The following is a 25,655-nucleotide window of genomic DNA, read 5'->3' on the forward strand; positions in this document are numbered from 1 at the left end:
ATGCGATCGGCTTGCGTGACGGTTAACGAAGTGCGTTCAACAGCGCCTCGCCCGAGATACCATATTTCGCTTTCAGTTGCCTGCTATTACCCGATTCAGTAAACGTATCCTGCGTCCCCAGTCGTGCAAGACGGGCAGAGTGAGCCGCCTGCGCCATGGTTTCAGCAATCAACCCACCGAGACCGCCGTTGACGCTGTGATTTTCCAGTGTGGCGATGAGCGGGCAGTCTTCGACCAGCTGATAAAATGCCTGCTGATTGAAAGGCTTGAGCGTAGCCACATGAATTAGCTTGCCCTTTTTGCCGCTGGCGAGCAGTTTTTCGTAGCCGTCGGTAGCCTGCTCGAGCACGGTTCCTTCGAAGATAATGGCGAAATCGTTGCCGCTGTCGGCGATGGCGGCGATATCGGTCACCCGCGGGATCGCGCTCTTATCGCGAACCGGCATCGGCTCTCGCGCGACGCGGATATAGACTGGCCCATTAATTTTCGCGGCTTGTTCAAAGGCTTCGGCAATTTCTTCGGCATCAGCAGGCGTCAGAATAGTCAAGCCAGGCAGTACGCGGGTTAACGCCAGATCTTCCAGCGCGTGATGCGATGCGCCGTCCGGGCCATCATCCATGCCGGGATGGCTGCCGACGAGCTTGATATTCGCTTTGGCATAGCAGGCCTGCCGCAGCTGAGTCCAGGCGGTTCCGGTTACGAACATCGCAAAGTTGACATAGAAGGGCATAAAGCCCTCCAGCGCCTGACCGACCGCAAAGCTCATAGCGGAACCTTCCGCAATGCCCATTTCGAAAAAGGCTTCAGGGTAGATTGCCTGAAACTGGTCGGTACGCGTTGAGCTGGCTAAGTCGCTGTCAATGGCAACGACAGGATAGCCTTTTTCTTTCAGGGCAATCAGGGCATTACCGATCTCATCACGGGGTGCTTTCATCACTGTAACTCCTCCATTGCCTGCTGATACTGTTCTTTACTTGGGGTTTTTGAGTGCCAGTCGCCGTTGTTTTCCATGTAGCTGACGCCGGAACCTTTCGTGGTGTGTGCCACGATGGCAATTGGCTTGCCTTTCAGATGGCGGGATAACATCAGGGTGTCGGCCACCTGATGCATATCATTGCCGTTATGAAGCTCAAGTACGTGCCAGCCAAAGCCGCGGATTTTATCCGCCAGCGGTTCGAGGTTAACGATTTCGTTGACCGGATCGTGAGAAGAGAAGCCGTTGTAGTCGATAATGGCAACCAGGTTATCCATCTTCATATGCCCGGCCTGCTGCAAGGTTTCCCAGATTTGCCCCTCATGCATTTCGCCATCGCCAATAATGGCAAATACTCGATGGGGATCGTCGTGCCGTTTTTTTGCCGCTGCCATACCGAAAGCAATGGATAGCCCCTGACCCAACAGGCCGGTCGTTGCATCGACATCCGGCAGCGATTTTATGCTGGGGTGCCCCTGCAGACGTGAGTTAATCTGGCGGAACGTACTAAACTCGCTGCGATCGATTTTTCCTTTTTGGTACAGCATGGCGTACTGCGCAGCGACGGCATGCCCTTTGCTCATCACCACTCGCGAACGTGGAGAGGCTGTCAGATCGACTTCTTGATAATAGAGCCAGGTCAGAATGTCGATGATCGATAACGCTCCGCCTGGATGACCGATTCCGGACTCGTAAATCATGGTGACTATCTCGCGGCGAGCGGCGAGCGCATGAGATTTCAGTTCATCAATGTTCATGTTTTTTCCTTCTTATGGCAGCATTTTACCGATGTAGTACACAACCAGGCCCAGGGCAACGAAGTCGGTTTCCGGGAAGCTGGTGCCTGACAGACCCACGGACTCCATAATCGGGTAAATCAGCGCAGGGCCAATGCCGATGAGGATCCCGGTGACGAAGCTTCCCGCAATCGCACCTTTCCAGCCGCCAGAGGCATTACCAAATACCGCAGCGGTGGCACCGATGAAGAAATAAGGAATGGCTACGGGGATAATGACGGTTTGCCCCAAAATCGCGAGAAAGCCCATCACTACCAGCCCGCCAACAAACGAAGAGATAAATCCCAGAACCGTGGCGGTGGGGGCATACGGGAAGACCACTGGACAGTCGAGCGCGGGTTTGGCGTTAGGAATAAACTTCTCCGAGATCCCCAGGAAGGCCGGGACAATCTCTGACAGCAGCAGACGTACGCCGGTAATAATGATGTACAGCGACGCGGTGAAGGTCAGCGACTGGAAGAGGGGATAAACCAGCCAATGCATTCCACCTGCTGCAGCGGTTACCGCCTCTTTCCCGGCAGCGAGTGCGGCGATGTAGTAGAAAATACTCACCGAGATCGACACAGCGACGATGTAATCCTTAAAGATCCCCAACCAGCCGGGAAGGTTCAGCTTTTCGGTGGATTGTTTAGGATCGCCGACCTTTGAACCGATCCAGCCGGATGCGGCGTAAGCCAGAGTCACGTAGTGCCCCATCGCGATTTCATCGTTACCGGTGATCTTTCGCATCCAGGGTTGCGCAATCGCCGGATAAAGACAGGCCGCCAGACCTAATAAAACGGAGCCGACAATAATGGTCGTCATGTCGCTATAGCCGAGCGCTTTCAGCGTGACGGTAAGCAGCGCGGAGAGATAAAGGTTATGTTGTCCGGTAAGAAAGATGTATTTAAACGGCGTGACGCGTGCAAAGAACAGGTTCCAGCCAAAGCCGATCACCATGATAAGCGACACGCACATTGCGAATTTGGTTTGCGCCAGCCCGGTTAGTGCTTCCGCGAGCGGCATAACACCTTTTAAACCAAATCCATCGCTAAATAACGTCTGAAAATTACCCAGAGAGGTCACCGCGAGCCCGGCACCACCGGCGAACACCAAAAAGCCGACGATAGTTTTGAAGGTGCCGGAAAGGACTTTTTCAATCGGCTTACGTTGGATTAACAAGCCGATTAATGCGATAAAGCCAACTAAAAGTGGGGTTACGCCCAGAATGTCGAATACAATAAATCTGAGGAGATCCATATTGCCTCCGGGAGAGGTTAGTTGCTTTGAACGACGCGAGTGAGGGCAGATTCCATTTCTTCACTATTCATCAGATCGGTAATGCCGATAGCTCTGAATCCGGCTGCTTCGACTTCATCGGTGAGATCGCGCATAGTGATGACGAAATCAATGTCTCGCCAGGTCCTCAGACCCGAAAGGACATCGTGTTCCAGATCGATATCCCAGCCATGTTTGTCGATAATTTTTTGGGCTTTGATTTTGAGCATTAACGAGCTACCCATACCGGTACGACAGACTATGAGACCTTTCATGAGATGTTCTCCTGTTTGTAAAAATAATTATTTTTATTTATTTGTATGAGATAATAATTATTATCTTTACCGCAGGACGAAAGATGTGACTGTGTTTGCATTTTGAGCAAATAAGGCAAAAAATGAGCCAGATAGACAATAACTTGTTGATAAGCATAAGAAATGGAGCTTCGGGGCTAAGCCCGATACTGGAGAAAGTCGGCCGCTTTATTACGGAAAATCCTGATTTTGTGATGCGTCACACGATTTCAGAACTGGCTGACTCCATTGATACCAGTGAGGGGAGTATCACCCGTTTTTGTCGGGCTTTCGGCTTTAAAGGCTTTTCGGATTTCAGAACGGCGCTGGCGATGGAGCAGGGTGCTGCACGCTCAGAAGACAATGGCAATGAAGAGATCGCCCCAGTACTGGCGAGCATCCGCGACAGTAATGCCATTGTTGATAATCAGGAGCTGAAAGCCGCCGCAGACTGGCTTAATTCGCTGAACAACATTGCTATTTATGCTGTAGGTACGGCGGTGCCGGTCGCGTTGTTCCTGCAAACGAATTTAATCAATATGGGTAAAGCGGCAAGTTTTGTCGATCGCTCTTATCCGGCGGCGATGCCGCTGCTGGCTGATAATCAAAAAATCGGCATTATTGTCATTCATACCGAGCAGGCATCGGCGGACATGATGCAGGCCCTGTCTCTGGCAAAACAGCAGGGGGTTAAAATATTATCGCTAACGCGTGGGACGTTTACGCCGTTAGCCCGCCTGTCTGACTGGAACCTTCAGGCAGCCGTTGCTTTGCAAGGGGAAGGGGAATCGGGGTTTGCCGAAATAGCGGGCGCGATGATGGTGGCTGATCGGATCCTGAGCGCGCTGGAAGAACAGGATGAGCGCTATGCCGAATACCGCAAAGCGCACCAGAAACGTATTTTCTCGATTGAGAGCGTGGCGAATAAGCTGTCGGAATATTTTATGTCCTGACGCCAGTCACTTGCAAAATCCCCAGGTAATTCAAGGTTTACCGGGGGATATTTTGTTTAGTACATCACCTTATGACCGTACTGCTCAAGGATACCCTTCACGCGCTCCATGGTCTCTTTCTTCGGCGGATGAACGCCATCTAGCTTGTACTCTTCGCCCATTGCGACCCATTTATGCTTGCCCAGCTCGTGATACGGCAGCAGCTCGATTTTTTCGACATTGCCCATATCGCGGGTAAACTCGCCCAGACGATGAGCGGAGTCGTCGTCGTCCGACCAGCCCGGAACCACAACGTAGCGGATCCAGACGTTAATGTTTTTATTAGATAGATAGCGCGCAAACTCCAGCGTACGGTGGTTAGAAACACCAACCAGGTTCTGGTGGATTTCGTCGTTCATCTGTTTGAGATCGAGCATCACCAGGTCGGTCACTTCCAACAGTTCATCAATAACCGGGTCGTAGCGGCGCACAAAACCGTTGGTGTCGAGACAAGTATGAATGCCTTCTTTCCTACAGGCGCGGAACCAGTCGCGAACGAATTCAGCCTGCAAAATAGCTTCGCCGCCGGATGCCGTCACTCCGCCTCCGGAAGCGTTCATGAAGTGGCGATAGGTCACCACTTCTTTCATGAGCTCTTCAACGGTGATTTCTTTACCGCCGTGGGTATCCCAGGTATCACGGTTATGACAATACAGGCAGCGCATCAGGCAGCCCTGGAAGAAGGTGATAAAACGGATCCCCGGGCCATCGACGGTGCCACAGGATTCAAAGGAGTGAATGCGACCAATAGTTGACATTGCAGTGATATCTCCAGATTCGGCCCGTTCGGGGCCTGTGGATGCACAGCTCAAACCGGCTGTGTTAAGTCTGTTTTGGCGGTTATCCATTGAGTATAGACAGCAGACAAAAGAGACTATGGCAGAGAGGAGTGCTAAAAAGGCCCCACTTGCGTGGAGCCTTTATTGTACGCGTTTTCAGTCAGACAGGGAATTACATGGTCTGAGTGAAGGTACGAGTGATAACGTCCTGCTGTTGTTCTTTAGTCAGGGAGTTAAAACGTACTGCGTAGCCAGATACACGAATGGTCAGCTGCGGATATTTTTCCGGGTTTTCCATCGCGTCGAGCAGCATTTCGCGGTTCATGACGTTGACGTTCAGATGCTGACCGCCTTCGATGGAAGCTTCGTGGTGGAAGTAACCATCCATCAGGCCTGCCAGGTTAGTTTTACGAACTTCGTCGTCTTTACCCAGCGCGTTCGGAACGATAGAGAAGGTATAGGAGATACCATCTTTCGCGTAAGCAAACGGCAGTTTAGCAACGGAGGTCAGAGAGGCAACAGCACCTTTCTGGTCACGGCCGTGCATCGGGTTAGCACCTGGTCCGAACGGAGCGCCGGCGCGACGACCGTCAGGGGTGTTACCGGTTTTCTTACCATACACAACGTTAGAGGTGATGGTCAGAACTGACTGAGTCGGGATAGCGTTACGGTACATGGTCAGTTTCTGAATTTTCTTCATGAAACGTTCAACCAGGTCAACCGCCATGTCATCTACGCGAGGGTCGTTGTTACCAAACTGCGGGTATTCGCCTTCGATTTCGAAGTCAACAGCCAGACCGTTTTCATCACGAACCGGTTTAACTTTCGCATATTTGATTGCAGACAGGGAGTCAGCAGCAACGGACAGGCCAGCGATACCACATGCCATGGTGCGGATAACATCACGGTCGTGCAGCGCCATCAGAGAAGCTTCGTAGCTGTACTTGTCATGCATGTAATGGATGATGTTCAGCGCAGTGACGTACTGTTTTGCCAGCCAATCCATAAAGTGATCCATACGATCCATCACTTCATCAAAGTTCAGAAGATCGCCTTTGATCGGTTCAGATTTAGGACCAACCTGCATTTTCAGTTTTTCATCAACGCCGCCGTTGATTGCGTACAGCATGGTTTTCGCCAGGTTTGCACGAGCACCGAAGAACTGCATTTGCTTACCAACAACCATTGGGCTTACACAACAAGCGATAGCGTAGTCATCGTTGTTGAAGTCCGGACGCATCAGGTCATCGTTCTCATACTGCAGAGAAGAGGTATCGATGGACACTTTAGCAGCGTATTTTTTGAAGCTCAGCGGCAGTTTTTCAGACCACAGGATAGTGATGTTCGGCTCCGGAGACGGCCCCATAGTGTACAGGGTGTTCAGGAAGCGGAAGCTGTTCTTGGTTACCAGCGTACGGCCATCAACGCCCATACCACCGATAGATTCAGTTGCCCAAATCGGGTCACCGGAGAACAGTTCATCATATTCAGGAGTACGCAGGAAACGAACCATACGCAGTTTCATGACCAGGTGGTCAATCATTTCCTGAGCGTCTTGTTCGGTGATTTTACCTGCTTTCAGGTCACGTTCGATGAAGATATCCAGGAAGCTGGAAGTACGACCGAAGGACATTGCCGCGCCGTTCTGAGATTTAACGGCAGCCAGGTAACCGAAGTAGGTCCACTGGATTGCTTCCTGAGCAGTTTTTGCCGGAGCAGAGATATCGCAGCCATATTTTGCTGCCATTTCTTTGATCTGACCCAGTGCACGGTGCTGTTCAGAGATTTCTTCACGCAGACGAATAGTTGCTTCCAGATTTACGCCATTTTCCAGATCGGATTGCAGAGACAGGAACTGCGCGTATTTGTCTTTCATCAGGAAGTCGATACCGTACAGCGCAACGCGACGGTAGTCACCGATGATACGACCACGACCGTAGGCATCCGGCAGACCGGTCAGAACGCCAGATTTACGGCAGTTCAGGATGTCTTTGGTGTAAACATCGAATACGCCCTGGTTATGGGTTTTGCGGTATTCGGTGAAGATTTTTTTCAGCATTGGGTCCAGCTCGCGATCGTACGCTTTGCAAGAACCTTCAACCATTTTAATGCCGCCGAACGGGATAATCGCACGTTTCAACGGAGCTTCAGTCTGCAGACCAACGATTTTCTCGAGAGCTTTCTCGATGTAGCCAGCGTCATGAGAAGTGATGGTGGATGCAAGGGAAGTGTCAAAATCAACAGGCGCGTGAGTGCGGTTTTCCTGTTTAACACCTTCCATTACGTTGTCCCATAGCTTGGTGGTCGCGTCAGTTGCGCCAGCCAGGAAGGACTCGTCACCTTCGTACGGGGTATAGTTTTTCTGGATAAAGTCGCGGACGTTGACTTCTTTCTGCCAGTCACCTTTCGCAAAACCTTCCCAGGCTGTAGCTAACTTTTCATTAAGCTCGGACATGTAACACCTACCTTCTTAAGTGGATTTTTTATTTACTGCCTGAAACAACCCTTAGTGATGGTCGTCGCCACGCAGGTAAATGACCCAGTATGTCAACCCAACCAGCAGACCACCGCCGATGATGTTCCCGATAGTTACCGGAATCAGGTTATCAGTGATGAAGTTCATGACGGTTAAGTGAGAGAAACTTTCCGGAGTTGAACCGACCGCGGTCCAGAATTCCGGGCTTGCAAAGTCGCGGATTATGATGCCCATCGGGATCATAAACATATTAGCGATACTGTGCTCGAATCCGCTGGCAACAAACATTGCCACCGGTAAAACCATGATCATGGCTTTATCCATCAGGCTACGGCCGGAGTAACTCATCCATACCGCAAGGCAGACCATCAGGTTTGCCAGGATACCCAGGCACACGGCTTCAATAAAAGTATGGTGCATTTTGTGGTCGGCGGTTTGCAGGACGTTAAGTCCCCATTGACCGTTGGCGGTCATATATTCGCCTGAAAGCCACATCAATAACACAAACAGTAAGCAGCCGATCAGGTTACCAACATAGACGTTGAGCCAGTTTTTTGCCAGTTGACCCCATGTAATTCGTCCGCTGGCTTTCGCCACGACGATAAGTACGGTTGAGGTAAACAGGTCGGCACCGCAAATGACGCAGAGAATCAAACCTAGTGAGAAGCAGACGCCCCCAATCAGTTTGGCAACACCGAAAGGCATCCCAGCGGCACCGGTTGTTGCCGTAATATAGAAAACAAAAGCGATAGAGATGAAGACACCAGCGGTAATAGCCAGATAAAACGTCTTTATCGGATGCTTTGTCGCTTTATAGACACCCGCTTCTTCGGCAACTTTCGCCATTGCAGCAGGGAGTAAAAGATCAAAAGGGTTGTCAGCTTTCACACTAACTCTCTCTTTATGTAAGTTGGCGGTGAGATACTAACAAAGCATTATAGAAGGGAATTTGATGTAGATCATATCCTACCGGAACTATAGGCCTTTTTAGTGTATGGTTTTGGCTTTGAATGCGTATAACCTATTGTTTTTTATGTGAAAAATAAATTTTAAATTTTGCAAATTATGTTGATATTTTCATTTTTGCCCTCTGTAGCGGTTAATTAAAATGGGGTATTTTTATTAAAACTAACAATATTCTCAGCGATTATTCGTTATTTTTTACTATTAATTAACTTTGTTGCCACAAATAATCGAGGGCTTGCGAAAAACGTAAAAAAACGGGGTCACAACTGACCCCGTGATGCTGACATTCTGATAGATAAAGAGGCGTTATTTAACCCAGAATTCTGCTTTTGCGCGCTGCAACTTTTCATAGGCCTTCAGTAAAGACTGATGAGCCGGGAAAGCCAGCAGATCGCTGTCTACGGTCTGCAAACCGTAGAAAGGAGCTTCGCCGCTAAGCGCGGCGCTGGCGGCTTCTACTGCTTCAACGCCGTACATACGCACAAAGGCGTTCAGGTATTGCAGCGGCTGGCGCTCTTCTTCCTGGCTGAGCAACAGTAGCGTTTGCAGGCAACGGTAGTAATTAGCGCGTTCAGCGCTAAATATTGAAGCATTGAACTCCATGGTCCATTCGGTCCAGATCAAGGCTTGCTCAATATCACCGCCCGCCAGCGCCAGCATCGCTTTTAACTCACCAATGCGTAGCGTGTACCAACCATTATCTTTGCCAGTCGCCAGGCCAAGCAGCTCGCGAACGCGGGTGAAATCATCAAGGCCTTCATCGTCCATTTGTTCGATAAGCGCCAGATAATCTTCTTTTTCCCACTCGCTTCCCGGCAGGGAAAGAATAGTTTCCCGCAGGTGTGCACCCATGCTGTTGTTCGCCAGCCAGAGATCTTCCGCCGGGTAGATATCGGACATGCCCGGAACGATGATTCGGCAAGCGTAGACGCTCAGGTGTTCGTAATCGGCGATATAAACTTCTTTATCTTCTTGTTTGAAGATAGCCATCAGGGTGGCGAACTCTTCATCCGTCGTTCCGGAGAAGCTCCAGTCCACGAATGGGTAGTCGGCATCCTGCTTAAACATATCCCAGGAGATCAGACCGCTGGAATCGATAAAGTGAGTCTCAAGATTGGCGTGTTCGGCAACTTCTTCATCATCGAAGGTCGGCGGCGTAAAGACGTCGAGATCTTTCAGGCTGCGGCCTTGCAGTAACTCGGTAACGGTACGTTCCAGCGCGACGCCGAAATCAGGGTGCGCGCCGAAAGACGCAAAACAAGTTCCGTTAGCCGGGTTAAACAGCACAACGCAGATAACCGGATATTTGCCGCCCAGTGAACCGTCATAAGCGAAAATCGGGAAACCTTCGGCTTCCAGTTTATTAATCGACTCCACAACGCCCGGATAACGCGCCATCACCTCCGCCGGAATTTCCGGCAGGCTGATGCTTTCAGCAATAATGCGATTTTTAATATGACGTTCAAATACTTCTGACAGGCCTTGAACGCGGGCTTCGTTACGGGTGTTGCCCGCAGACATGCCATTCGAAACGTACAGGTTGCCAATGATATTCATCGGAATATAAATCGTCTCGCCGTCAGACTGGCGAGTGAACGGCAGACCGCACACGCCGCGATCGTCATTACCTGATTGCAGATCCACCAGCATGCTGGCAGTTAACTGATCGTCAGGATCGTAGAACGCACGCAGGCGGGCATCTAGCAAGCCTTCCGGCACTTCATCATCGTCGGTTAGCGGGAACCATTTTTCATTCGGATAGTGAACGAAAGGGCCGTTAGCGATGGTGTCGCCCAGCCAGAAATCGGCGAAGAAGTAGTTAGTGGAGAGACGCTCGAAGTATTCCCCCAACGCGGAAGCCAGCGCGGCTTTTTTGGTTGCGCCCTTACCGTTGGTGAAACACAAGGCGCACTCTTTATCGCGGATGTGCACTGACCAGACGTGCGGTACCGGGTTGAGCCATGAGGCCTCTTCAATATCAAATCCGAGGTCGAGCAATTTTTTCTGGAAGCGGGCGATGGAATCTTCCAGGGCGGCATCTTTGCCGGTAATAAATGTTTGAGTCATGGCAATCACTTTTATCGTACGTAAAGCGCGCAATCATACGGGTTTTAGATGACAGGTGCTATCTCCATCGTCTGGCTATGCTTATGTCACTCGATAACTGTTCAGGCGTTAACCATGAAGACTTTTGATTGGCATCGTATGGCACTGGATAAGGTGCCAGTGGAATTTCTTGCCGAGGTGGCGTTACGTAGCCTCTATACCTTCGTGCTGGTATTTATTTTCCTTAAAATCACCGGGCGGCGCGGCGTTCGACAGATGTCGTTGTTTGAAGTACTGATTATTCTGACCCTCGGCTCGGCGGCGGGTGATGTCGCATTCTATGATGATGTCCCCATGCTGCCAGTGCTGGCCGTTTTTATCACCCTGGCGCTCCTGTACCGGCTAGTCATGTGGCTGATGGGGCACAGTGAAAAGCTGGAGGATTTACTCGAAGGTAAGCCGATTGTGGTGGTGGAAAACGGTGAGCTGGCGTGGGAAAAACTCCAGGCGGAAAACATGACCGAATTTGAGTTTTTTATGGAGCTTCGCACCAACGGCGTGGAGCAACTGGGGCAGGTACGGCTGGCTATTCTGGAAACCAACGGACAAATTAGCCTTTATTACTACCCGGATCCGGATGTTAAAGCCGGACTTTCTATTCTACCTTCACGCTTTACTGAGCGTTTTACTACCGTTCCGCAGGATGATGAGTACGCCTGCGTCCGCTGTAGTGCAATCCTTACGCTTCGTGCCGGGGATAAGCAATTATGCCCGCGCTGTGCAAATGCAGAATGGTCGAAGGTCAGTCGAGCAAAAAGAGTCACCTGACAGCAATTATGTCGGTTATATGACGTCAAGCTGGCAGATTCTTTTGTGTGAGCGAGGCCGCATTTTGCCACTGTTCAGTTTTAGCCGTTGCGGTACGTGTCACTGAATGATAAAACCGATAGCCACAGGAATAACTTATGCCCGCGACGGTTCGCGGGCAAATAACATAGCAACGTGGTGAGGGTAAATGGCTCAGGTCTATAACTTCAGTTCGGGCCCGGCAATGCTGCCGGCGGAAGTACTCAAACTGGCGCAGCAGGAGCTGTGCGACTGGAACGGTTTGGGGACGTCGGTGATGGAAATCAGCCACCGTGGGAAAGAGTTCATTAAGGTGGCTGAAGAGGCGGAACAGGATTTTCGCTCCCTGCTCAATATTCCTTCCAACTACAAAGTTTTATTCTGTCATGGCGGCGGCCGCGGGCAGTTTGCTGGCATCCCGCTGAACCTGCTTGGCGATAAAACCGTTGCCGACTACGTTGATGCTGGTTACTGGGCCGCCAGCGCGGTTAAAGAAGCGCATAAATACTGTAATCCGAACGTAATCGACGCCAAAATCACCGTTGACGGCCTGCGCGCGGTTAAACCAATGAGCGAATGGCAACTGACGCCTGGCGCTGCGTACCTGCACTACTGCCCGAATGAAACCATTGATGGAATTGCCATCGAAGAAGCGCCGAACTTTGCTGACGATGTGATAGTCACGGCGGATTTATCTTCGACTATTTTATCTCGTGAAATCGACGTTAGCCGTTATGGCGTGATCTACGCTGGTGCGCAGAAAAACATCGGTCCGGCCGGTTTGACGCTGATTATTGTTCGCGAAGATCTGCTGGGTAAAGCCAACGTAGCCTGCCCGTCGATTCTTGACTATTCCATCCTGGCTGAGAATGACTCGATGTTCAACACGCCGCCGACATTTGCCTGGTATCTGTCAGGCCTGGTGTTTAAGTGGCTGAAAGAGCAGGGCGGCGTCGCCGTGATGGATAAAATTAACCAGCAAAAAGCCGACTTATTATATGGCGTGATTGATCGCAGTGGTTTCTATCGCAATGACGTTGCTGTGGCGAACCGCTCTCGCATGAACGTGCCGTTCCAACTGGCGGATAGCGCTCTTGACAAGTTGTTCCTTGAAGAGTCTTTTGCAGCCGGTCTGCATGCGTTGAAAGGTCACCGCGTCGTGGGCGGCATGCGAGCCTCCATTTATAATGCGATGCCGTTGGCCGGTGTGAAGGCGCTAACTGACTTTATGCAGGACTTCGAACGCCGTCACGGTTAATCGTTGCCTTGTTTTTCATCCCCGCAGCCAGCCTGCGGGGTTTTTATTCTGTTTGTTTGAGAGTTGAGTTTAATGGAATCCCTGACGTTACAACCCATCGCACGTGTAGATGGCACTATTAACCTGCCCGGGTCCAAAAGTGTCTCCAATCGTGCCTTGCTGCTGGCGGCATTAGCTGATGGCACTACGGTGCTGACCAATTTGCTGGACAGCGACGATGTACGCCACATGCTGAATGCCCTCAACACCCTGGGAGTTCATTATACCCTGTCCTCCGATCGTACTCGTTGCGAAGTGACAGGTAACGGGGGCCCACTACAGTCTGACCAGGCGCTGGAACTGTTCCTCGGTAACGCCGGGACCGCAATGCGCCCGCTGGCGGCGGCGTTATGCCTGGGTAGCAATAATATTGTGCTGACCGGTGAGCCGCGAATGAAAGAGCGTCCGATTGGCCACCTGGTTGATGCGCTGCGTCAGGGCGGCGCGCAAATCGATTATCTGGAGCAGGAAAACTATCCGCCTCTGCGTCTGCGCGGTGGTTTCAACGGTGGTCATGTTGAAGTTGACGGCAGCGTTTCCAGCCAGTTCCTCACTGCGCTGTTGATGACCGCGCCGTTGGCTCCGCAGGATACCGTTATTACTATTAAAGGCGAGTTGGTTTCTAAACCTTACATTGATATCACGCTCAACCTGATGAAGACGTTTGGCGTTGAGGTTGAAAACCAGTCTTATCAGCGTTTTGTGGTACGCGGCAATCAGCAGTATCAATCACCAGGCGACTATCTGGTTGAGGGGGACGCCTCTTCGGCATCCTATTTCCTCGCTGCTGGCGCGATTAAGGGCGGTACGGTGAAAGTGACCGGTATCGGTCGTAACAGCGTGCAGGGCGATATTCGTTTCGCCGATGTGCTGGAGAAAATGGGCGCAACCGTTACCTGGGGGGACGATTTTATTGCCTGTACTCATGGCGAGCTGAACGCCATTGATATGGACATGAATCATATCCCGGATGCTGCGATGACTATCGCCACTGCCGCGTTGTTTGCGAAAGGTACCACCACGCTGCGCAACATTTATAACTGGCGTGTCAAAGAGACCGACCGCCTGTTTGCTATGGCAACAGAGCTGCGTAAAGTGGGCGCTGAAGTTGAAGAGGGTGAGGATTACATCCGCATCACGCCACCTGCGAAGCTGCAGTTTGCAGACATCGGTACCTATAACGACCACCGCATGGCGATGTGTTTTTCGTTGGTGGCGCTTTCCGATACCCCAGTCACGATCCTCGATCCGAAGTGTACGGCGAAAACTTTCCCGGATTACTTTGAGCAACTGGCGCGTATCAGCACACTGGCTTGAATGACGCAAGTCCTATAAAAACGCCGGCCAGGAGGTCGGCGTTTTTTTTACGTGCTTGTCGGCAGATAAACTAAATGCTAGCCTTGATTGCTTGTAAATATATGATTTATAAGCAATTAATATGAAAAATCAATGGATGATTGATATGAGAAATACAAAATTAATGCTGGCTTTAGCTGTTTCTGCCACGTTGTTGGCAGGTTGTAAAAATATGCAAGGTGTGGATACCAACGCCCTGGTCAATTCCGGGATGACGGCCTACAAAGCAGCGACCCTCTCTGACGCTGAAGTCAAAACACTTTCCGATGATGCCTGTAAGCAAATGGATGGCGAAAATCAACTGGCGGGCTCTTCAAGCAAGTACACCAAACGCCTGAATAAAATTGCCAAAGCGTTAGGCAATAATATCGATGGCACCCCGGTGAACTACAAAGTTTACGTGACATCAGACGTGAATGCCTGGGCAATGGCTAACGGCTGCGTGCGCGTCTATAGCGGTCTGATGGACATGATGACCGATAATGAAGTCGAAGGCGTACTGGGCCATGAACTGGGTCACGTTGCGCTGGGTCACTCGCGTAAAGCGATGCAAACCGCTTATGCAACTATCGCCGCGCGTGATGCTGTTTCAGCAACTGGTGGAGCGGCTGCGAGTTTGTCTAAATCTCAGTTGGGTGATATCGCCGAGGGAATGATTAACTCAGCCTTCTCCCGTTCTCAGGAATCGGATGCCGATGATTTCTCTTACGACCTGATGAAAAAACGTAAGATCAGCACCCAAGGCCTGGTGGGAAGCTTCGACAAACTGGCCAGCCTTGACGCCGGACATAGTAAATCTTTGTTCGATTCACACCCGCCTTCAGCTGAACGTGCGCAGCATATTCGCGACCGCATCGCCGCTGATAAAAAGTAAAACTTCGCCCCAATTCGGGCTGATGCTCCATCAGCCCGCTATAATTGCGTAATTCTTCTGCATTCCATTTCCTGTTGTCCGTAATTTGCAAGCAACACTCACTTTCCGTCGTATAGATGCGTATAATGCGCGGCGTTTATATATTTATGCGCCTTGCTGAAGGAGAAAAAGATGACGGTAGCTGTTCCGGTAATCACCATTGATGGGCCTGGCGGTGCGGGTAAGGGCACATTGTGCAAGGCAATGGCGGAAACGCTGGGCTGGCATCTGCTGGATTCTGGGGCGATTTATCGTGTTCTGGCTCTGGCGGCATTGCATCACCACGTAGATGTTGAATCTGAAGACGCGCTGGTTCCACTGGCCGCGCATCTGGATGTGCGTTTTGTTTCTACTAACGGTAGCCTGGAAGTGGTTCTTGAAGGCGAGGATGTTAGTGCTGAAATTCGCACTCAGGAAGTGGCCAATACGGCATCAAAAGTGGCCGCTTTCCCACGCGTAAGAGAAGCATTGCTGCGCCGTCAGCGCGCCTTCCGCGATCTCCCCGGCCTGATTGCCGACGGGCGTGATATGGGGACCGTAGTGTTCCCTGATGCGCCGGTGAAAATTTTCCTTGATGCCTCAGCGGAAGAACGTGCTCAGCGCCGCATGCTCCAGTTGCAGGAGAAGGGCTTTAGTGTTAACTTTGATCGCCTTTTATCCGAGATAAAAGAACGCGATGACCGCGATCGTAATCGCACAGTGGCGCCGCTTGTCCCGGCAGCCGATGCTTTAGTTCTTGATTCCACAGAACTAAACATTGAGCAAGTGATTGAAAAAGCGCTACAATATGCGCGCGAAAAACTGGCAGTCGCTTAATTGTTCATCGGTGAAGCGCAATAGCCTCCGAATTTTAGCAGTACCCCCGCAGCAATGGAGTGTTAGCGGGTATGTTAAACAACCCCATCCGGCATGGAGCCAGGTGGACGTTAAATATGAAACCTGAAGATTAAACATGACAGAATCTTTTGCTCAACTATTTGAAGAATCCTTAAAAACAATCGAAACCCGTCCGGGTTCCATCGTTCGTGGTGTTGTTGTTGCTATCGACAAAGATATCGTACTGGTTGACGCCGGTCTGAAATCTGAGTCTGCCATTCCGGCAGAGCAGTTCAAAAACGCCCAGGGCGAGCTGGAAATCCAGGTTGGTGACGAAGTTGACGTTGCTCTGGATGCAGTAGAAGACGGCTTCGGTGAAACCCTGCTGTCCCGTGAAAAAGCTAAACGTCACGAAGCTTGGATCACGCTGGAAAAAGCTTACGAAGAAGCTGAAACTGTAGTCGGTGTTATCAACGGCAAAGTTAAAGGTGGCTTCACTGTTGAGCTGAATGGTATTCGTGCGTTCCTGCCAGGCTCCCTGGTAGACGTTCGTCCGGTGCGCGACACGCTGCACCTGGAAGGCAAAGAGCTTGAATTCAAAGTCATCAAGCTGGACCAGAAACGTAACAACGTTGTTGTTTCTCGTCGTGCCGTTATCGAGTCCGAAAACAGCGCAGAACGCGATCAGCTGCTGGAAAACCTGCAGGAAGGCATGGAAGTCAAAGGTATCGTTAAGAACCTCACTGACTACGGTGCATTCGTTGATCTGGGTGGCGTTGACGGCCTGCTGCACATCACCGATATGGCATGGAAACGCGTTAAGCATCCGAGCGAAATCGTAAACGTTGGCGACGAAATCACTGTTAAAGTGCTGAAGTTCGACCGCGAGCGTACTCGTGTATCTCTGGGCCTGAAACAGCTGGGCGAAGATCCATGGGTAGCTATCGCTAAGCGTTATCCGGAAGGTACCAAACTGACTGGTCGCGTGACCAACCTGACCGACTACGGCTGCTTCGTTGAAATCGAAGAAGGCGTTGAAGGCCTGGTTCACGTTTCCGAAATGGATTGGACCAACAAAAACATCCACCCATCCAAAGTTGTTAACGTTGGTGACGTAGTGGAAGTTATGGTTCTGGATATCGACGAAGAACGTCGTCGTATCTCCCTGGGCCTGAAGCAGTGCAAAAACAACCCATGGCAGCAGTTCGCGGAAACCCACAACAAGGGCGACCGTGTTGAAGGTAAAATCAAGTCTATCACTGACTTCGGTATCTTCATCGGCCTGGACGGCGGCATCGACGGCCTGGTTCACCTGTCTGACATCTCCTGGAACGTTGCAGGCGAAGAAGCAGTACGTGAATACAAAAAAGGCGACGAAATCGCAGCAGTTGTTCTGCAGGTTGACGCAGAACGTGAGCGTATCTCTCTGGGCGTTAAACAGCTCGCAGAAGATCCGTTCAACAACTGGGTTGCACTGAACAAGAAAGGCGCAATCGTAAACGGTAAAGTGACTGCAGTTGACGCTAAAGGCGCAACCGTAGAACTGGCTGACGGCGTTGAAGGTTACCTGCGCGCTTCTGAAGCTTCACGTGACCGCGTTGAAGATGCAACTCTGGTTCTGAGCGTAGGCGACGACGTTGAAGCTAAATTCACTGGCGTCGATCGTAAGAACCGTGCAATCAGCCTGTCTGTTCGTGCTAAAGACGAAGCTGATGAGAAAGATGCTATCGCTACTGTTAACAAACAGGAAGAAGCAGGTTTCTCTAACAACGCAATGGCTGAAGCTTTCAAAGCAGCTAAAGGCGAGTAATCTTAGTCTTTCGGGTTACAACAACCTGAATTATGACGAGTTTACTTGACAGATTGCAGGATTCGTCCTGTAATCAAGCACAAAGGGCGGCTACGGCCGCCCTTGTTTAAGCTGTTAGATAACTTTGCCTTGAAGGAAACCGGAGGAATAATGACCAAGTCAGAATTGATAGAAAGACTTGCCAGCCAGCAATCTCACATTCCTGCGAAAGCAGTAGAAGATGCTGTTAAAGAAATGCTGGAGCATATGGCCTCAACGCTTGCTCAAGGTGAGCGCATTGAAATCCGCGGTTTCGGCAGCTTCTCTTTGCATTATCGAGCACCCCGCACCGGGCGTAATCCAAAAACTGGCGATAAAGTTGAACTGGAAGGTAAGTACGTTCCACACTTTAAACCAGGTAAAGAATTACGTGACCGCGCCAATATTTACGAAGAGTAAGTTTCGCTGAGCGGCGACAACATACTTAAACGTTGAAAAAGCACCTTCGGGTGCTTTTTTTTGTACTTTCTCCATCTCTCCTCGCAAAACACAGGTCGTTTTCTGGTAACAGAGTAAATTCACTGGAAAGCACCATACAACTCATCTACGCCGTGTGAGACATATCTTCTATTTGGCGCGACACTTCTGCCGACAAGGAGGTGTCAATGCGTTTACCACAACTCGCTGGCTGTGTGATTGTCGGTATCTTACCGCTGCTCTGGTTACCCGTTTTGCCCGGACGCTTTGTTGTCTGGGGACTCATTGCCCTTGCATTACTTATTGCGCAATGCCGTCACGGCACTGCGCAATATGTCGCGTTGATAATGTTGTTCCTGGTTTGGGGGATACTCAGTGCCCGACAGGTGTTATGGCCAACCGAAACATTACTAGACAGAAATCGACAGGTTGAAATTGAACTTACCGCAACCGATGGACAGACAGCCCATCTGGGAAAGATCGTTCGTCTGGATGGGCGGCGGCTATTTCCCGCTCCTGGAGTGAGTCTCTACGGCAACTATCTACCTGAAACACCCTGCGCGGGTCAGGTCTGGGCAATGACGCTTCGCGCTCGCCCGGTTCACGGACAACTCAACGATGGCGGATTTGATAGTCAACGCTATGCCTTGTCGCAGCATCGCCCGCTGACTGGACGATTTCTTACCGCCGAAGCCCGGGACAGACGCTGTAGTTTGCGGGCACGCTATCTGGCATCGCTAAACCAAACACTTGATACATTACCATGGCGGTCGGTGATACTAGGATTAGGCATGGGAGAGCGTCTGGCCGTTCCTCGTGAGATTAAGACTTTGATGCAGGAAACCGGCACGTCGCATCTGATGGCGATTTCGGGTTTACATATTGCGCTGGGGGCTTCGCTTGGTTGGTTATTACTGAGAGGGCTGCAGTTCTTTCTCCCATGCCGCTGGCTTAGCTGGCGGGCACCGTTGCTTATTGGCCTGGGATGCGCCATCTTCTACTCCTGGCTGACGGGTATGCAACCGCCTGCATTGCGTACCTGCGCCGCATTAGCCGTCGGCTGCTGGCTCCGGTTATCCGGTAAACGCTGGTCGCCGTGGCAAATATGGTGTTGCTGCCTTGGCGCGATTTTGTTCGCTGACCCGTTAGCTGTTTTATCCGAAAGCCTGTGGTTATCAGCGTTTGCCGTCGCTGCGTTGATATTCTGGTACCAGTTGGCGCCGATTTCACTTCGTGAAAGGCATTGGTTGCTACGTCAGATACTTGCGCTGTGTCATTTGCAGATTGGATTGATGTTCTTACTTATCCCCATCCAAATTGCTCTCTTTCATGGCATCAGTATGACTTCCATCATCGCCAATCTGATTGCTGTGCCCTTGGTTACCTTCGTTGTTGTCCCGCTGATTCTGGTAGCAATGCTGTTGCATCTTTGCGGGCCGATATTTGTAGAGATGGCCTTGTGGCAACTGACGGACCGGATTCTGGCCGCGTTATTCTGGTCATTACGCCAGCTGCCACCCGGTTGGTTGGGCCTGGATGTTCGCTGGCTTGGCGTAAGCATAATACCCTGGCTGGCATTGATAGCCTGGCGCTTTCATGCCTGGCGGACGCTACCTGCGCTTTGTTTAGGGTGCCTTGTGTTATTGAGTCGGCCTTTTGGGCGTAATACCGACGCTAATGAATGGCGAGTGACGATGTTGGATGTGGGGCAGGGGCTGGCTATGGTTATTGAACGTCAGGGAGCGGCGCTTCTCTATGATACCGGGCTGGCGTGGCCTGACGGTGATAGTGGTCAGCAAATTATTATCCCCTGGTTGCGTTGGCATCATTTGCAACCGGAGGGGATCATTCTGAGCCATGAACATCTCGATCATCGCGGTGGATTGAATTCGATACAGAAAGCATGGCCGCAACTATGGGTTCGTAGCCCGTTGGGCTGGGCGGGGTATTTAGCCTGTCAGCGCGGTGAAACCTGGCAATGGAGAGGGTTAACTTTTCGTGCTCTGTGGCCACTGCCGGGAGCGACAAAGCAGGGAAATAATCGTTCCTGCGTAGTGCGAATTGATGACGGCAAGCACAGTATTCTGCTTACGGGTGATATCGAAACCCCTGCGGAAATGGCGATGATCAGCCACTATTGGCAGCATCTTGCGTCTACACTTATCCAGGTTCCGCATCACGGTAGCAATACCTCGTCAGGGACAGCTTTACTTCAGAGCGTGGGAGGCGAAGCGGCGCTTGCCTCAGCTTCACGCTTTAACGCATGGCGGATGCCCTCCAGTAAAGTGATTCAGCGTTATCGGAACCTGGGTTATCAATGGTTCGATACCCCGCACCAGGGGCAAATTACGGTTGTTTTTTCCACAGATAGTTGGCAAATCCATGGCTTACGGGATCAAGTTTTACCTCGTTGGTATCATCAGTGGTTTGGCGGGAAGGCGTAGAACGGGTAGAATATGCGGCTATTTCAACACAAGCTGGTTTATTGAATGCAGAACGATAAAGATCTCTCCACGTGGCAGACCTTCCGCCGACTCTGGCCGATTATAGCGCCGTTTAAACCCGGGCTAATCGTTGCGGCAGTGGCGCTAGTGCTTAACGCGGCTAGTGATACCTTCATGCTATCGCTTCTTAAACCGTTATTGGATGATGGTTTTGGTAAAACGGATCGCTCAGTGCTGATATGGATGCCGCTGGTGGTTATCGGGCTGATGATTCTGCGCGGTGTTACCAGCTACGTTTCGAGCTATTGTATCTCATGGGTCTCAGGCAAAGTCGTTATGACTATGCGCCGCCGTTTATTCAGCCACATGATGGGAATGCCGGTCTCCTTCTTTGACAAACAGTCCACCGGTACGTTGTTATCTCGTATTACCTATGATTCCGAACAGGTCGCATCCTCTTCTTCCAGCGCGCTGATCACTGTCGTGCGTGAAGGAGCATCGATTATCGGCCTGTTTATCATGATGTTCTATTACAGCTGGCAGCTCTCGGTGATTCTTATCGTGCTCGCGCCGATTGTGTCGATCGCTATCCGCGTGGTGTCGAAGCGTTTTCGTAACATCAGTAAGAATATGCAGAACACGATGGGCCAGGTGACGACCAGCGCAGAGCAAATGCTGAAAGGGCATAAAGAAGTGCTGATGTTTGGTGGTCAGAAGGTGGAAACCAAGCGTTTTGATAAGGTCAGTAACAAGATGCGTCTGCAAGGGATGAAAATGGTCTCTGCGTCCTCTATTTCGGATCCGATCATTCAGCTGATAGCCTCTCTGGCGCTGGCTTTTGTGCTTTATGCTGCGAGCTTCCCGAGCGTAATGGAGACGCTGACTGCCGGTACCATCACCGTTGTCTTCTCCTCAATGATTGCTTTAATGCGTCCTTTAAAGTCGCTAACTAACGTCAATGCCCAGTTCCAGCGTGGGATGGCGGCGTGCCAGACGCTTTTCGCTATCCTTGATTCCGAGCAGGAGAAAGACGAAGGCAAGCTGGAGATCGCGCGCGCGAAGGGCAATCTGGAATTTAAAAACGTCACCTTCAGATACCCAGGACGCGAAGTTGCTGCGCTGCGCAATATCGACCTGAACATACCCGAAGGGAAAACTGTGGCGCTGGTTGGGCGTTCAGGTTCAGGTAAATCGACTATCGCCAGCCTTATCACGCGTTTCTACGATGTCGATGAAGGCCAGATATTGCTGGACGGTCATGACCTGCGCGAGTACACGCTGACTTCCCTGCGCGATCAGGTTGCGCTGGTGTCGCAAAATGTCCACCTCTTTAACGATACGGTGGCAAATAACATTGCCTATGCGCGTACTGAAGAGTACAGCCGTGAGCAGATTGAAGAAGCGGCACGCATGGCTTACGCCATGGACTTTATTAACAAAATGGATAATGGCCTCGATACGATTATCGGTGAAAACGGCGTGATGCTCTCCGGCGGACAGCGCCAGCGTATTGCTATCGCGCGCGCGCTGCTGCGTAACAGCCCGATTCTGATTCTCGACGAAGCCACATCGGCGCTGGATACTGAATCCGAACGTGCTATCCAGGCTGCGCTGGACGAACTGCAGAAAAACCGCACCTCTCTGGTTATCGCTCACCGCCTGTCGACGATTGAGCAAGCTGACGAGATCGTGGTGGTGGAAGATGGCCAAATCGTTGAGCGCGGTAGCCATACCGATCTGCTGGAGCATAAGGGCGTTTACGCTCAACTGCATAAGATGCAATTCGGCGCATGATTGCTCGCATCTGGTCCGGTGAATCGCCTTTATGGTGGTTGTTGCTGCCGCTCTCCTGGCTATATGGCCTGGTGAGCGGGTTAATACGGCTTAGCTATAAGCTGGGATGGCGCAAAGCCTGGCGAGCGCCGGTCCCGATCGTGGTGGTGGGAAACCTGACCGCCGGCGGTAATGGTAAAACGCCGGTTGTGATCTGGCTGGTGGAGCAGCTCCAGCAGCGCGGCATTCGCGTTGGCGTTGTTTCTCGCGGCTACGGCGGTAAAGCGGCAAGCTATCCGCTCGTGTTGAATACTGATACCGGTACTGTTGAAGCAGGCGATGAGCCGGTACTGATTCGCCAGCGTACCGGTGCACCAGTTGCCGTCTCTCCATCTCGTAGCGATGCGGTTCAGGCTTTACTGGCAGCAAACGATCTGCAGATTATCGTCACTGATGATGGTCTACAGCACTACAAGCTGGCGCGTGATAAAGAAATCGTGGTGATAGACGGCGTGCGCCGTTTTGGCAACGGCTGGTGGCTGCCCGCCGGACCGATGCGCGAGCGTGCCTCACGTTTACACAGCGTGGATGCGATTATCGTTAATGGCGGCGTGGCCCGACCGGGAGAGATCCCGATGCAGCTCCGTCCTGGACTGGCGGTGAATCTGCTGACTGGCGAACGTCGAAACGTCGCGGCATTCGACAATGTGGTGGCGATGGCAGGAATCGGTCACCCGCCGCGTTTTTTTGCCACGCTTAAGAGCTGTGGCGTGCAGCCAGTGAAAACGGTGGCCTTAGCCGATCATCAGGCATTGAATCAAAGCGACGTCGCTGCCCTGGCGACGTCACAGCAAACCCTGCTGATGACCGAAAAAGACGCGGTCAAATGCCGGGAGTTTGCGCAAGCTAACTGGTGGTATTTACCCGTCGACGCCATAATGGCTGATGAACGCGCACAGCGGCTGCTCACGGACTTAGTTACGCTGGCGCAACGTTAGTTTTGCCATACCGTTGCGCTGGAGCCCTTAATGGAGAACCTGCATGTCGGTATTGTCCCTCTCGCTTAAAGAAGCCCGCCATCTCCATCTTGCCGCGCAGGGGCTGCTGAAAAAGCCCAGCCGTCGCGCGCGACCCGAAGATATTTTGCAGACTATCCAGCAGATGTCTTTACTGCAAATCGACACCATTAACGTTGTCGCCCGTAGCCCATACCTGGTGCTTTTTAGCCGCCTCGGTCACTATCAACAGGGCTGGCTGGATGAGGCGCTACGCACTGGTGAACTGATGGAGTACTGGGCTCATGAGGCCTGCTTTTTACCGCGTAGTGACTTTTCGCTGGTGCGTCACCGCATGCTGACGCCGGATAAAATGGGCTGGAAGTATCATAAAGAGTGGATGGAAGAACATGCCGAGAGCATTCAGGAATTACTGAATCATATCGCTGAAAACGGCCCGGTCCGCTCAGCAGATTTCGAGCATCCGCGCAAAGGCACCAGCGGCTGGTGGGAGTGGAAACCGCATAAACGTCACCTTGAAGGTTTATTTACCGCTGGTGAAGTTATGGTTGTCGAACGGCGCAATTTTCAGCGGGTTTATGACCTGATGCATCGGGTAATGCCGCACTGGAATGATGAGCGGGATGGGCTTTCGCAAGAGCAGGCAGAAGACATTATGTTGCGCAACAGCGCCCGTAGCCTGGGGATTTTTCGCCCGCAGTGGCTGGCGGATTATTATCGCTTGCGCCAACCCTCGCTACCTGGTTTGCTGGCGAAATGGCAGGAAGAAGGGCTGGTGGTACCGGTGAATGTAGAAGCGCTGGGTGAAATGTGGCTCCATCGCGATGCGCTAGCGCAACGGGAGTCAGCACCTGGCGGCAGACTGTCTGCCAGCCATAGCGCCGTACTTTCGCCTTTCGATCCGGTCGTATGGGATCGTAAACGGGCTGAACAGCTGTTTAACTTTAGCTATCGGCTGGAGTGCTACACGCCCGCACCGAAGCGCCAGTTCGGCTATTTTGTTTTACCGCTTCTGCACCAGGGAAAGCTGGTGGGGCGGATGGATAGCAAAATGCATCGCAAAACCGGGATACTGGAAATTTTCTCACTATGGCTGGAGGATGGCGTCAAGCTGACATCGGGGCTGGAGAAGGGATTAAAACGGGCGATTGATGATTTCGCCCGCTGGCAGGACGCGACGCAGGTGGCCTGCGGGCAGCTGCCGGCGGAGCTCTTTACCGTGCAACGGCAGGGTTGGGAAATTGACGCCGCCTGAGCCTGCGTGTGGTATGCTTCTGCGGAATCTATTCGGTCCATCTGGAGGAATCATGGATCATCGTTTACTTGAAATTATCGCCTGTCCGGTTTGTAACGGTAAGCTGTATTACAGCCAGGATAAGCAAGAACTGATCTGCAAACTTGATAGCCTGGCTTTCCCGCTGCGAGACGGCATTCCTGTACTGTTAGAAACTGAAGCCCGTCCGCTTGCCGTAGAAGAGAGCCAGTCATGAGCTTCGTGGTTATCATTCCCGCGCGTTTTGCTTCGACTCGCCTGCCGGGAAAACCGCTCCAGGATATCAATGGCAAACCGATGATTGTCCATGTGCTGGAGCGTGCACGTGAGTCCGGGGCCGACCGTATCATCGTTGCTACCGACCATCCGGACGTTGCCCGTGCGGTTGAAGCTGCCGGTGGTGAAGTATGTATGACGCGTGAAGATCATCAATCCGGTACCGAGCGCCTTGCCGAGGTGGTCGAGAAATGCGCCTTTGGTGACGACACTATCATCGTTAACATTCAGGGCGATGAGCCGATGATTCCGCCGGCGATAGTGCGTCAGGTCGCTGAAAATCTGGCCGCCAGCACCAGCGGTATGGCAACCTTAGCGGTACCAATCCATGATTCCGAAGAAGCATTCAATCCGAATGCGGTGAAGGTCGTGATGGACGCTGCGGGCTACGCGCTCTATTTCTCCCGCGCCACCATCCCGTGGGATCGCGATCGTTTTGCTCAATCCCGCGAAACTATCGGCGACTCTCTGCTGCGCCATATCGGTATTTACGGCTATCGCGCCGGTTTCATTCGTCGCTACGTCAGCTGGGCGCCAAGTCCGCTGGAGCAGATTGAAATGCTGGAGCAGCTGCGTGTGCTATGGTACGGCGAAAAAATCCATGTTGCGGTGGCTGAAGTGGTTCCAGGTACGGGCGTTGATACGCCGGAAGATCTGGAACGCGTTCGCGCGGAGTTGCGTTAATCTTTTCATCCCCTCCGTCTGGAGGGGATATATTCAGGCCGTTTTTCCATACTTTTTGCGGCAATTTTGATCTTACCCGATGACAACCCCGTAGCAGACGCTCATTATGAAACCGG

At 51.7% G+C, this 25,655-nt stretch carries 22 protein-coding genes; 14 read left to right on the forward strand and 8 right to left on the reverse strand.

Features of this window, described 5'->3' with window-relative positions:
- Window positions 1-22: 22 nt before the first annotated feature.
- The 4 genes from HV127_RS17690 to HV127_RS17705 are packed head-to-tail and all read right to left on the reverse strand — an operon-like array spanning window position 23 to window position 3,302.
- Window positions 23-934, reverse strand: coding sequence for a transketolase C-terminal domain-containing protein (locus HV127_RS17690; RefSeq protein WP_182237600.1), 912 nt, complete (start codon window positions 932-934; stop codon window positions 23-25).
- Entirely contained in the window at window positions 934-1,731 is a 798-nt protein-coding gene (locus tag HV127_RS17695) for a transketolase (protein WP_182237602.1), read from the reverse strand. Before HV127_RS17695 ends, HV127_RS17690 begins: the two co-directional genes overlap by 1 nt.
- 12 nt (window positions 1,732-1,743) lie before the next feature.
- Complete coding sequence (locus HV127_RS17700; protein ID WP_182237604.1) at window positions 1,744-3,009, reverse strand: PTS ascorbate transporter subunit IIC; 1,266 nt, start codon at window positions 3,007-3,009, stop codon at window positions 1,744-1,746.
- A 17-nt stretch (window positions 3,010-3,026) separates the two neighbouring features.
- Entirely contained in the window at window positions 3,027-3,302 is a 276-nt protein-coding gene (locus tag HV127_RS17705; protein ID WP_181482836.1) for a PTS sugar transporter subunit IIB, read from the reverse strand.
- Window positions 3,303-3,424: 122 nt separating this feature from the next.
- Between HV127_RS17705 and HV127_RS17710 the strand changes: the two genes are divergently transcribed.
- Window positions 3,425-4,273: a MurR/RpiR family transcriptional regulator gene (locus tag HV127_RS17710; RefSeq protein WP_182237606.1), complete on the forward strand. Its 849-nt coding sequence runs from the start codon at window positions 3,425-3,427 to the stop codon at window positions 4,271-4,273.
- Window positions 4,274-4,329: 56 nt separating this feature from the next.
- Here HV127_RS17710 and pflA read toward each other — a convergent pair whose 3' ends face one another.
- From pflA to ycaO, 4 genes are all read right to left on the reverse strand, one after another.
- The gene (pflA, locus tag HV127_RS17715; protein WP_110275174.1) at window positions 4,330-5,070 is read right to left on the reverse strand and encodes a pyruvate formate lyase 1-activating protein; all 741 of its coding nucleotides are present in this window, start codon (window positions 5,068-5,070) and stop codon (window positions 4,330-4,332) included.
- A 193-nt stretch (window positions 5,071-5,263) separates the two neighbouring features.
- On the reverse strand, window positions 5,264-7,546 hold the full coding sequence (gene pflB / locus HV127_RS17720) for a formate C-acetyltransferase (protein ID WP_182237608.1): 2,283 nt from the start codon (window positions 7,544-7,546) through the stop codon (window positions 5,264-5,266).
- A 51-nt stretch (window positions 7,547-7,597) separates the two neighbouring features.
- The gene (gene focA / locus HV127_RS17725; RefSeq protein WP_110275170.1) at window positions 7,598-8,455 is read right to left on the reverse strand and encodes a formate transporter FocA; all 858 of its coding nucleotides are present in this window, start codon (window positions 8,453-8,455) and stop codon (window positions 7,598-7,600) included.
- Between the two features lie 384 nt (window positions 8,456-8,839).
- Window positions 8,840-10,600, reverse strand: a complete 1,761-nt coding sequence (ycaO, locus tag HV127_RS17730; RefSeq protein ID WP_182237610.1) for a 30S ribosomal protein S12 methylthiotransferase accessory factor YcaO — start codon at window positions 10,598-10,600, stop codon at window positions 8,840-8,842.
- 114 nt (window positions 10,601-10,714) lie between these two features.
- Here ycaO and HV127_RS17735 point away from each other — a divergent pair, with 114 nt between their 5' ends.
- From HV127_RS17735 to kdsB, 13 genes are all read left to right on the forward strand, one after another.
- Window positions 10,715-11,407: a DUF421 domain-containing protein gene (locus HV127_RS17735; RefSeq protein WP_182237612.1), complete on the forward strand. Its 693-nt coding sequence runs from the start codon at window positions 10,715-10,717 to the stop codon at window positions 11,405-11,407.
- 187 nt (window positions 11,408-11,594) lie between these two features.
- The gene (serC, locus tag HV127_RS17740; protein WP_112214638.1) at window positions 11,595-12,683 is read left to right on the forward strand and encodes a 3-phosphoserine/phosphohydroxythreonine transaminase; all 1,089 of its coding nucleotides are present in this window, start codon (window positions 11,595-11,597) and stop codon (window positions 12,681-12,683) included.
- 72 nt (window positions 12,684-12,755) lie between these two features.
- A complete protein-coding gene (gene aroA, locus HV127_RS17745) occupies window positions 12,756-14,039 on the forward strand; it encodes a 3-phosphoshikimate 1-carboxyvinyltransferase (RefSeq protein ID WP_182237614.1) in 1,284 nt (427 codons plus the stop codon).
- A 145-nt stretch (window positions 14,040-14,184) separates the two neighbouring features.
- Window positions 14,185-14,952 (forward strand): M48 family metallopeptidase, encoded by a 768-nt coding sequence (locus HV127_RS17750; RefSeq protein ID WP_182237616.1) that lies wholly within the window; start codon window positions 14,185-14,187, stop codon window positions 14,950-14,952.
- Window positions 14,953-15,123: 171 nt separating this feature from the next.
- Entirely contained in the window at window positions 15,124-15,807 is a 684-nt protein-coding gene (cmk, locus tag HV127_RS17755) for a (d)CMP kinase (RefSeq protein WP_182237618.1), read from the forward strand.
- A 136-nt stretch (window positions 15,808-15,943) separates the two neighbouring features.
- On the forward strand, window positions 15,944-17,617 hold the full coding sequence (rpsA, locus tag HV127_RS17760) for a 30S ribosomal protein S1 (protein WP_110275160.1): 1,674 nt from the start codon (window positions 15,944-15,946) through the stop codon (window positions 17,615-17,617).
- 150 nt (window positions 17,618-17,767) lie between these two features.
- Window positions 17,768-18,055: an integration host factor subunit beta gene (gene ihfB, locus HV127_RS17765; protein ID WP_004100704.1), complete on the forward strand. Its 288-nt coding sequence runs from the start codon at window positions 17,768-17,770 to the stop codon at window positions 18,053-18,055.
- A gap of 206 nt (window positions 18,056-18,261) precedes the next feature.
- Window positions 18,262-20,517 (forward strand): ComEC family protein, encoded by a 2,256-nt coding sequence (locus HV127_RS17770; RefSeq protein WP_182237620.1) that lies wholly within the window; start codon window positions 18,262-18,264, stop codon window positions 20,515-20,517.
- 45 nt (window positions 20,518-20,562) lie between these two features.
- Window positions 20,563-22,311 carry a lipid A ABC transporter ATP-binding protein/permease MsbA gene (gene msbA, locus HV127_RS17775; protein ID WP_110275156.1) on the forward strand — a complete coding sequence of 583 codons (1,749 nt, stop codon included), beginning with the start codon at window positions 20,563-20,565 and terminating at the stop codon, window positions 22,309-22,311.
- Window positions 22,308-23,288, forward strand: a complete 981-nt coding sequence (gene lpxK, locus HV127_RS17780; protein ID WP_182237622.1) for a tetraacyldisaccharide 4'-kinase — start codon at window positions 22,308-22,310, stop codon at window positions 23,286-23,288. The genes msbA and lpxK overlap by 4 nt, the downstream gene beginning before the upstream one ends.
- Before the next feature lie 43 nt (window positions 23,289-23,331).
- Window positions 23,332-24,561, forward strand: a complete 1,230-nt coding sequence (locus HV127_RS17785) for a winged helix-turn-helix domain-containing protein (RefSeq protein ID WP_182237624.1) — start codon at window positions 23,332-23,334, stop codon at window positions 24,559-24,561.
- Between the two features lie 52 nt (window positions 24,562-24,613).
- On the forward strand, window positions 24,614-24,796 hold the full coding sequence (ycaR, locus tag HV127_RS17790) for a protein YcaR (protein ID WP_110275150.1): 183 nt from the start codon (window positions 24,614-24,616) through the stop codon (window positions 24,794-24,796).
- Window positions 24,793-25,539: a 3-deoxy-manno-octulosonate cytidylyltransferase gene (kdsB, locus tag HV127_RS17795; RefSeq protein ID WP_182237626.1), complete on the forward strand. Its 747-nt coding sequence runs from the start codon at window positions 24,793-24,795 to the stop codon at window positions 25,537-25,539. The genes ycaR and kdsB overlap by 4 nt, the downstream gene beginning before the upstream one ends.
- Window positions 25,540-25,655: the final 116 nt, after the last annotated feature.

Origin of the sequence: Klebsiella sp. RHBSTW-00215, from assembly GCF_014103785.1 — a bacterium.
GTDB lineage: Bacteria > Pseudomonadota > Gammaproteobacteria > Enterobacterales > Enterobacteriaceae > Klebsiella.

Bases quoted from the DNA above. Each gene is read 5' to 3' on its own strand.
- HV127_RS17690 (WP_182237600.1), bottom strand. From the start codon at position 934: ATGAAAGCACCCCGTGATGAGATCGGTAATGCCCTGATTGCCCTGAAA.
- HV127_RS17695 (WP_182237602.1), bottom strand. From the start codon at position 1,731: ATGAACATTGATGAACTGAAATCTCATGCGCTCGCCGCTCGCCGCGAG.
- HV127_RS17700 (WP_182237604.1), bottom strand. From the start codon at position 3,009: ATGGATCTCCTCAGATTTATTGTATTCGACATTCTGGGCGTAACCCCA.
- HV127_RS17705 (WP_181482836.1), bottom strand. From the start codon at position 3,302: ATGAAAGGTCTCATAGTCTGTCGTACCGGTATGGGTAGCTCGTTAATG.
- HV127_RS17710 (WP_182237606.1), top strand. From the start codon at position 3,425: ATGAGCCAGATAGACAATAACTTGTTGATAAGCATAAGAAATGGAGCT.
- pflA (WP_110275174.1), bottom strand. From the start codon at position 5,070: ATGTCAACTATTGGTCGCATTCACTCCTTTGAATCCTGTGGCACCGTC.
- pflB (WP_182237608.1), bottom strand. From the start codon at position 7,546: ATGTCCGAGCTTAATGAAAAGTTAGCTACAGCCTGGGAAGGTTTTGCG.
- ycaO (WP_182237610.1), bottom strand. From the start codon at position 10,600: ATGACTCAAACATTTATTACCGGCAAAGATGCCGCCCTGGAAGATTCC.
- HV127_RS17735 (WP_182237612.1), top strand. From the start codon at position 10,715: ATGAAGACTTTTGATTGGCATCGTATGGCACTGGATAAGGTGCCAGTG.
- serC (WP_112214638.1), top strand. From the start codon at position 11,595: ATGGCTCAGGTCTATAACTTCAGTTCGGGCCCGGCAATGCTGCCGGCG.
- aroA (WP_182237614.1), top strand. From the start codon at position 12,756: ATGGAATCCCTGACGTTACAACCCATCGCACGTGTAGATGGCACTATT.
- HV127_RS17750 (WP_182237616.1), top strand. From the start codon at position 14,185: ATGAGAAATACAAAATTAATGCTGGCTTTAGCTGTTTCTGCCACGTTG.
- cmk (WP_182237618.1), top strand. From the start codon at position 15,124: ATGACGGTAGCTGTTCCGGTAATCACCATTGATGGGCCTGGCGGTGCG.
- rpsA (WP_110275160.1), top strand. From the start codon at position 15,944: ATGACAGAATCTTTTGCTCAACTATTTGAAGAATCCTTAAAAACAATC.
- ihfB (WP_004100704.1), top strand. From the start codon at position 17,768: ATGACCAAGTCAGAATTGATAGAAAGACTTGCCAGCCAGCAATCTCAC.
- HV127_RS17770 (WP_182237620.1), top strand. From the start codon at position 18,262: ATGCGTTTACCACAACTCGCTGGCTGTGTGATTGTCGGTATCTTACCG.
- msbA (WP_110275156.1), top strand. From the start codon at position 20,563: ATGCAGAACGATAAAGATCTCTCCACGTGGCAGACCTTCCGCCGACTC.
- lpxK (WP_182237622.1), top strand. From the start codon at position 22,308: ATGATTGCTCGCATCTGGTCCGGTGAATCGCCTTTATGGTGGTTGTTG.
- HV127_RS17785 (WP_182237624.1), top strand. From the start codon at position 23,332: ATGTCGGTATTGTCCCTCTCGCTTAAAGAAGCCCGCCATCTCCATCTT.
- ycaR (WP_110275150.1), top strand. From the start codon at position 24,614: ATGGATCATCGTTTACTTGAAATTATCGCCTGTCCGGTTTGTAACGGT.
- kdsB (WP_182237626.1), top strand. From the start codon at position 24,793: ATGAGCTTCGTGGTTATCATTCCCGCGCGTTTTGCTTCGACTCGCCTG.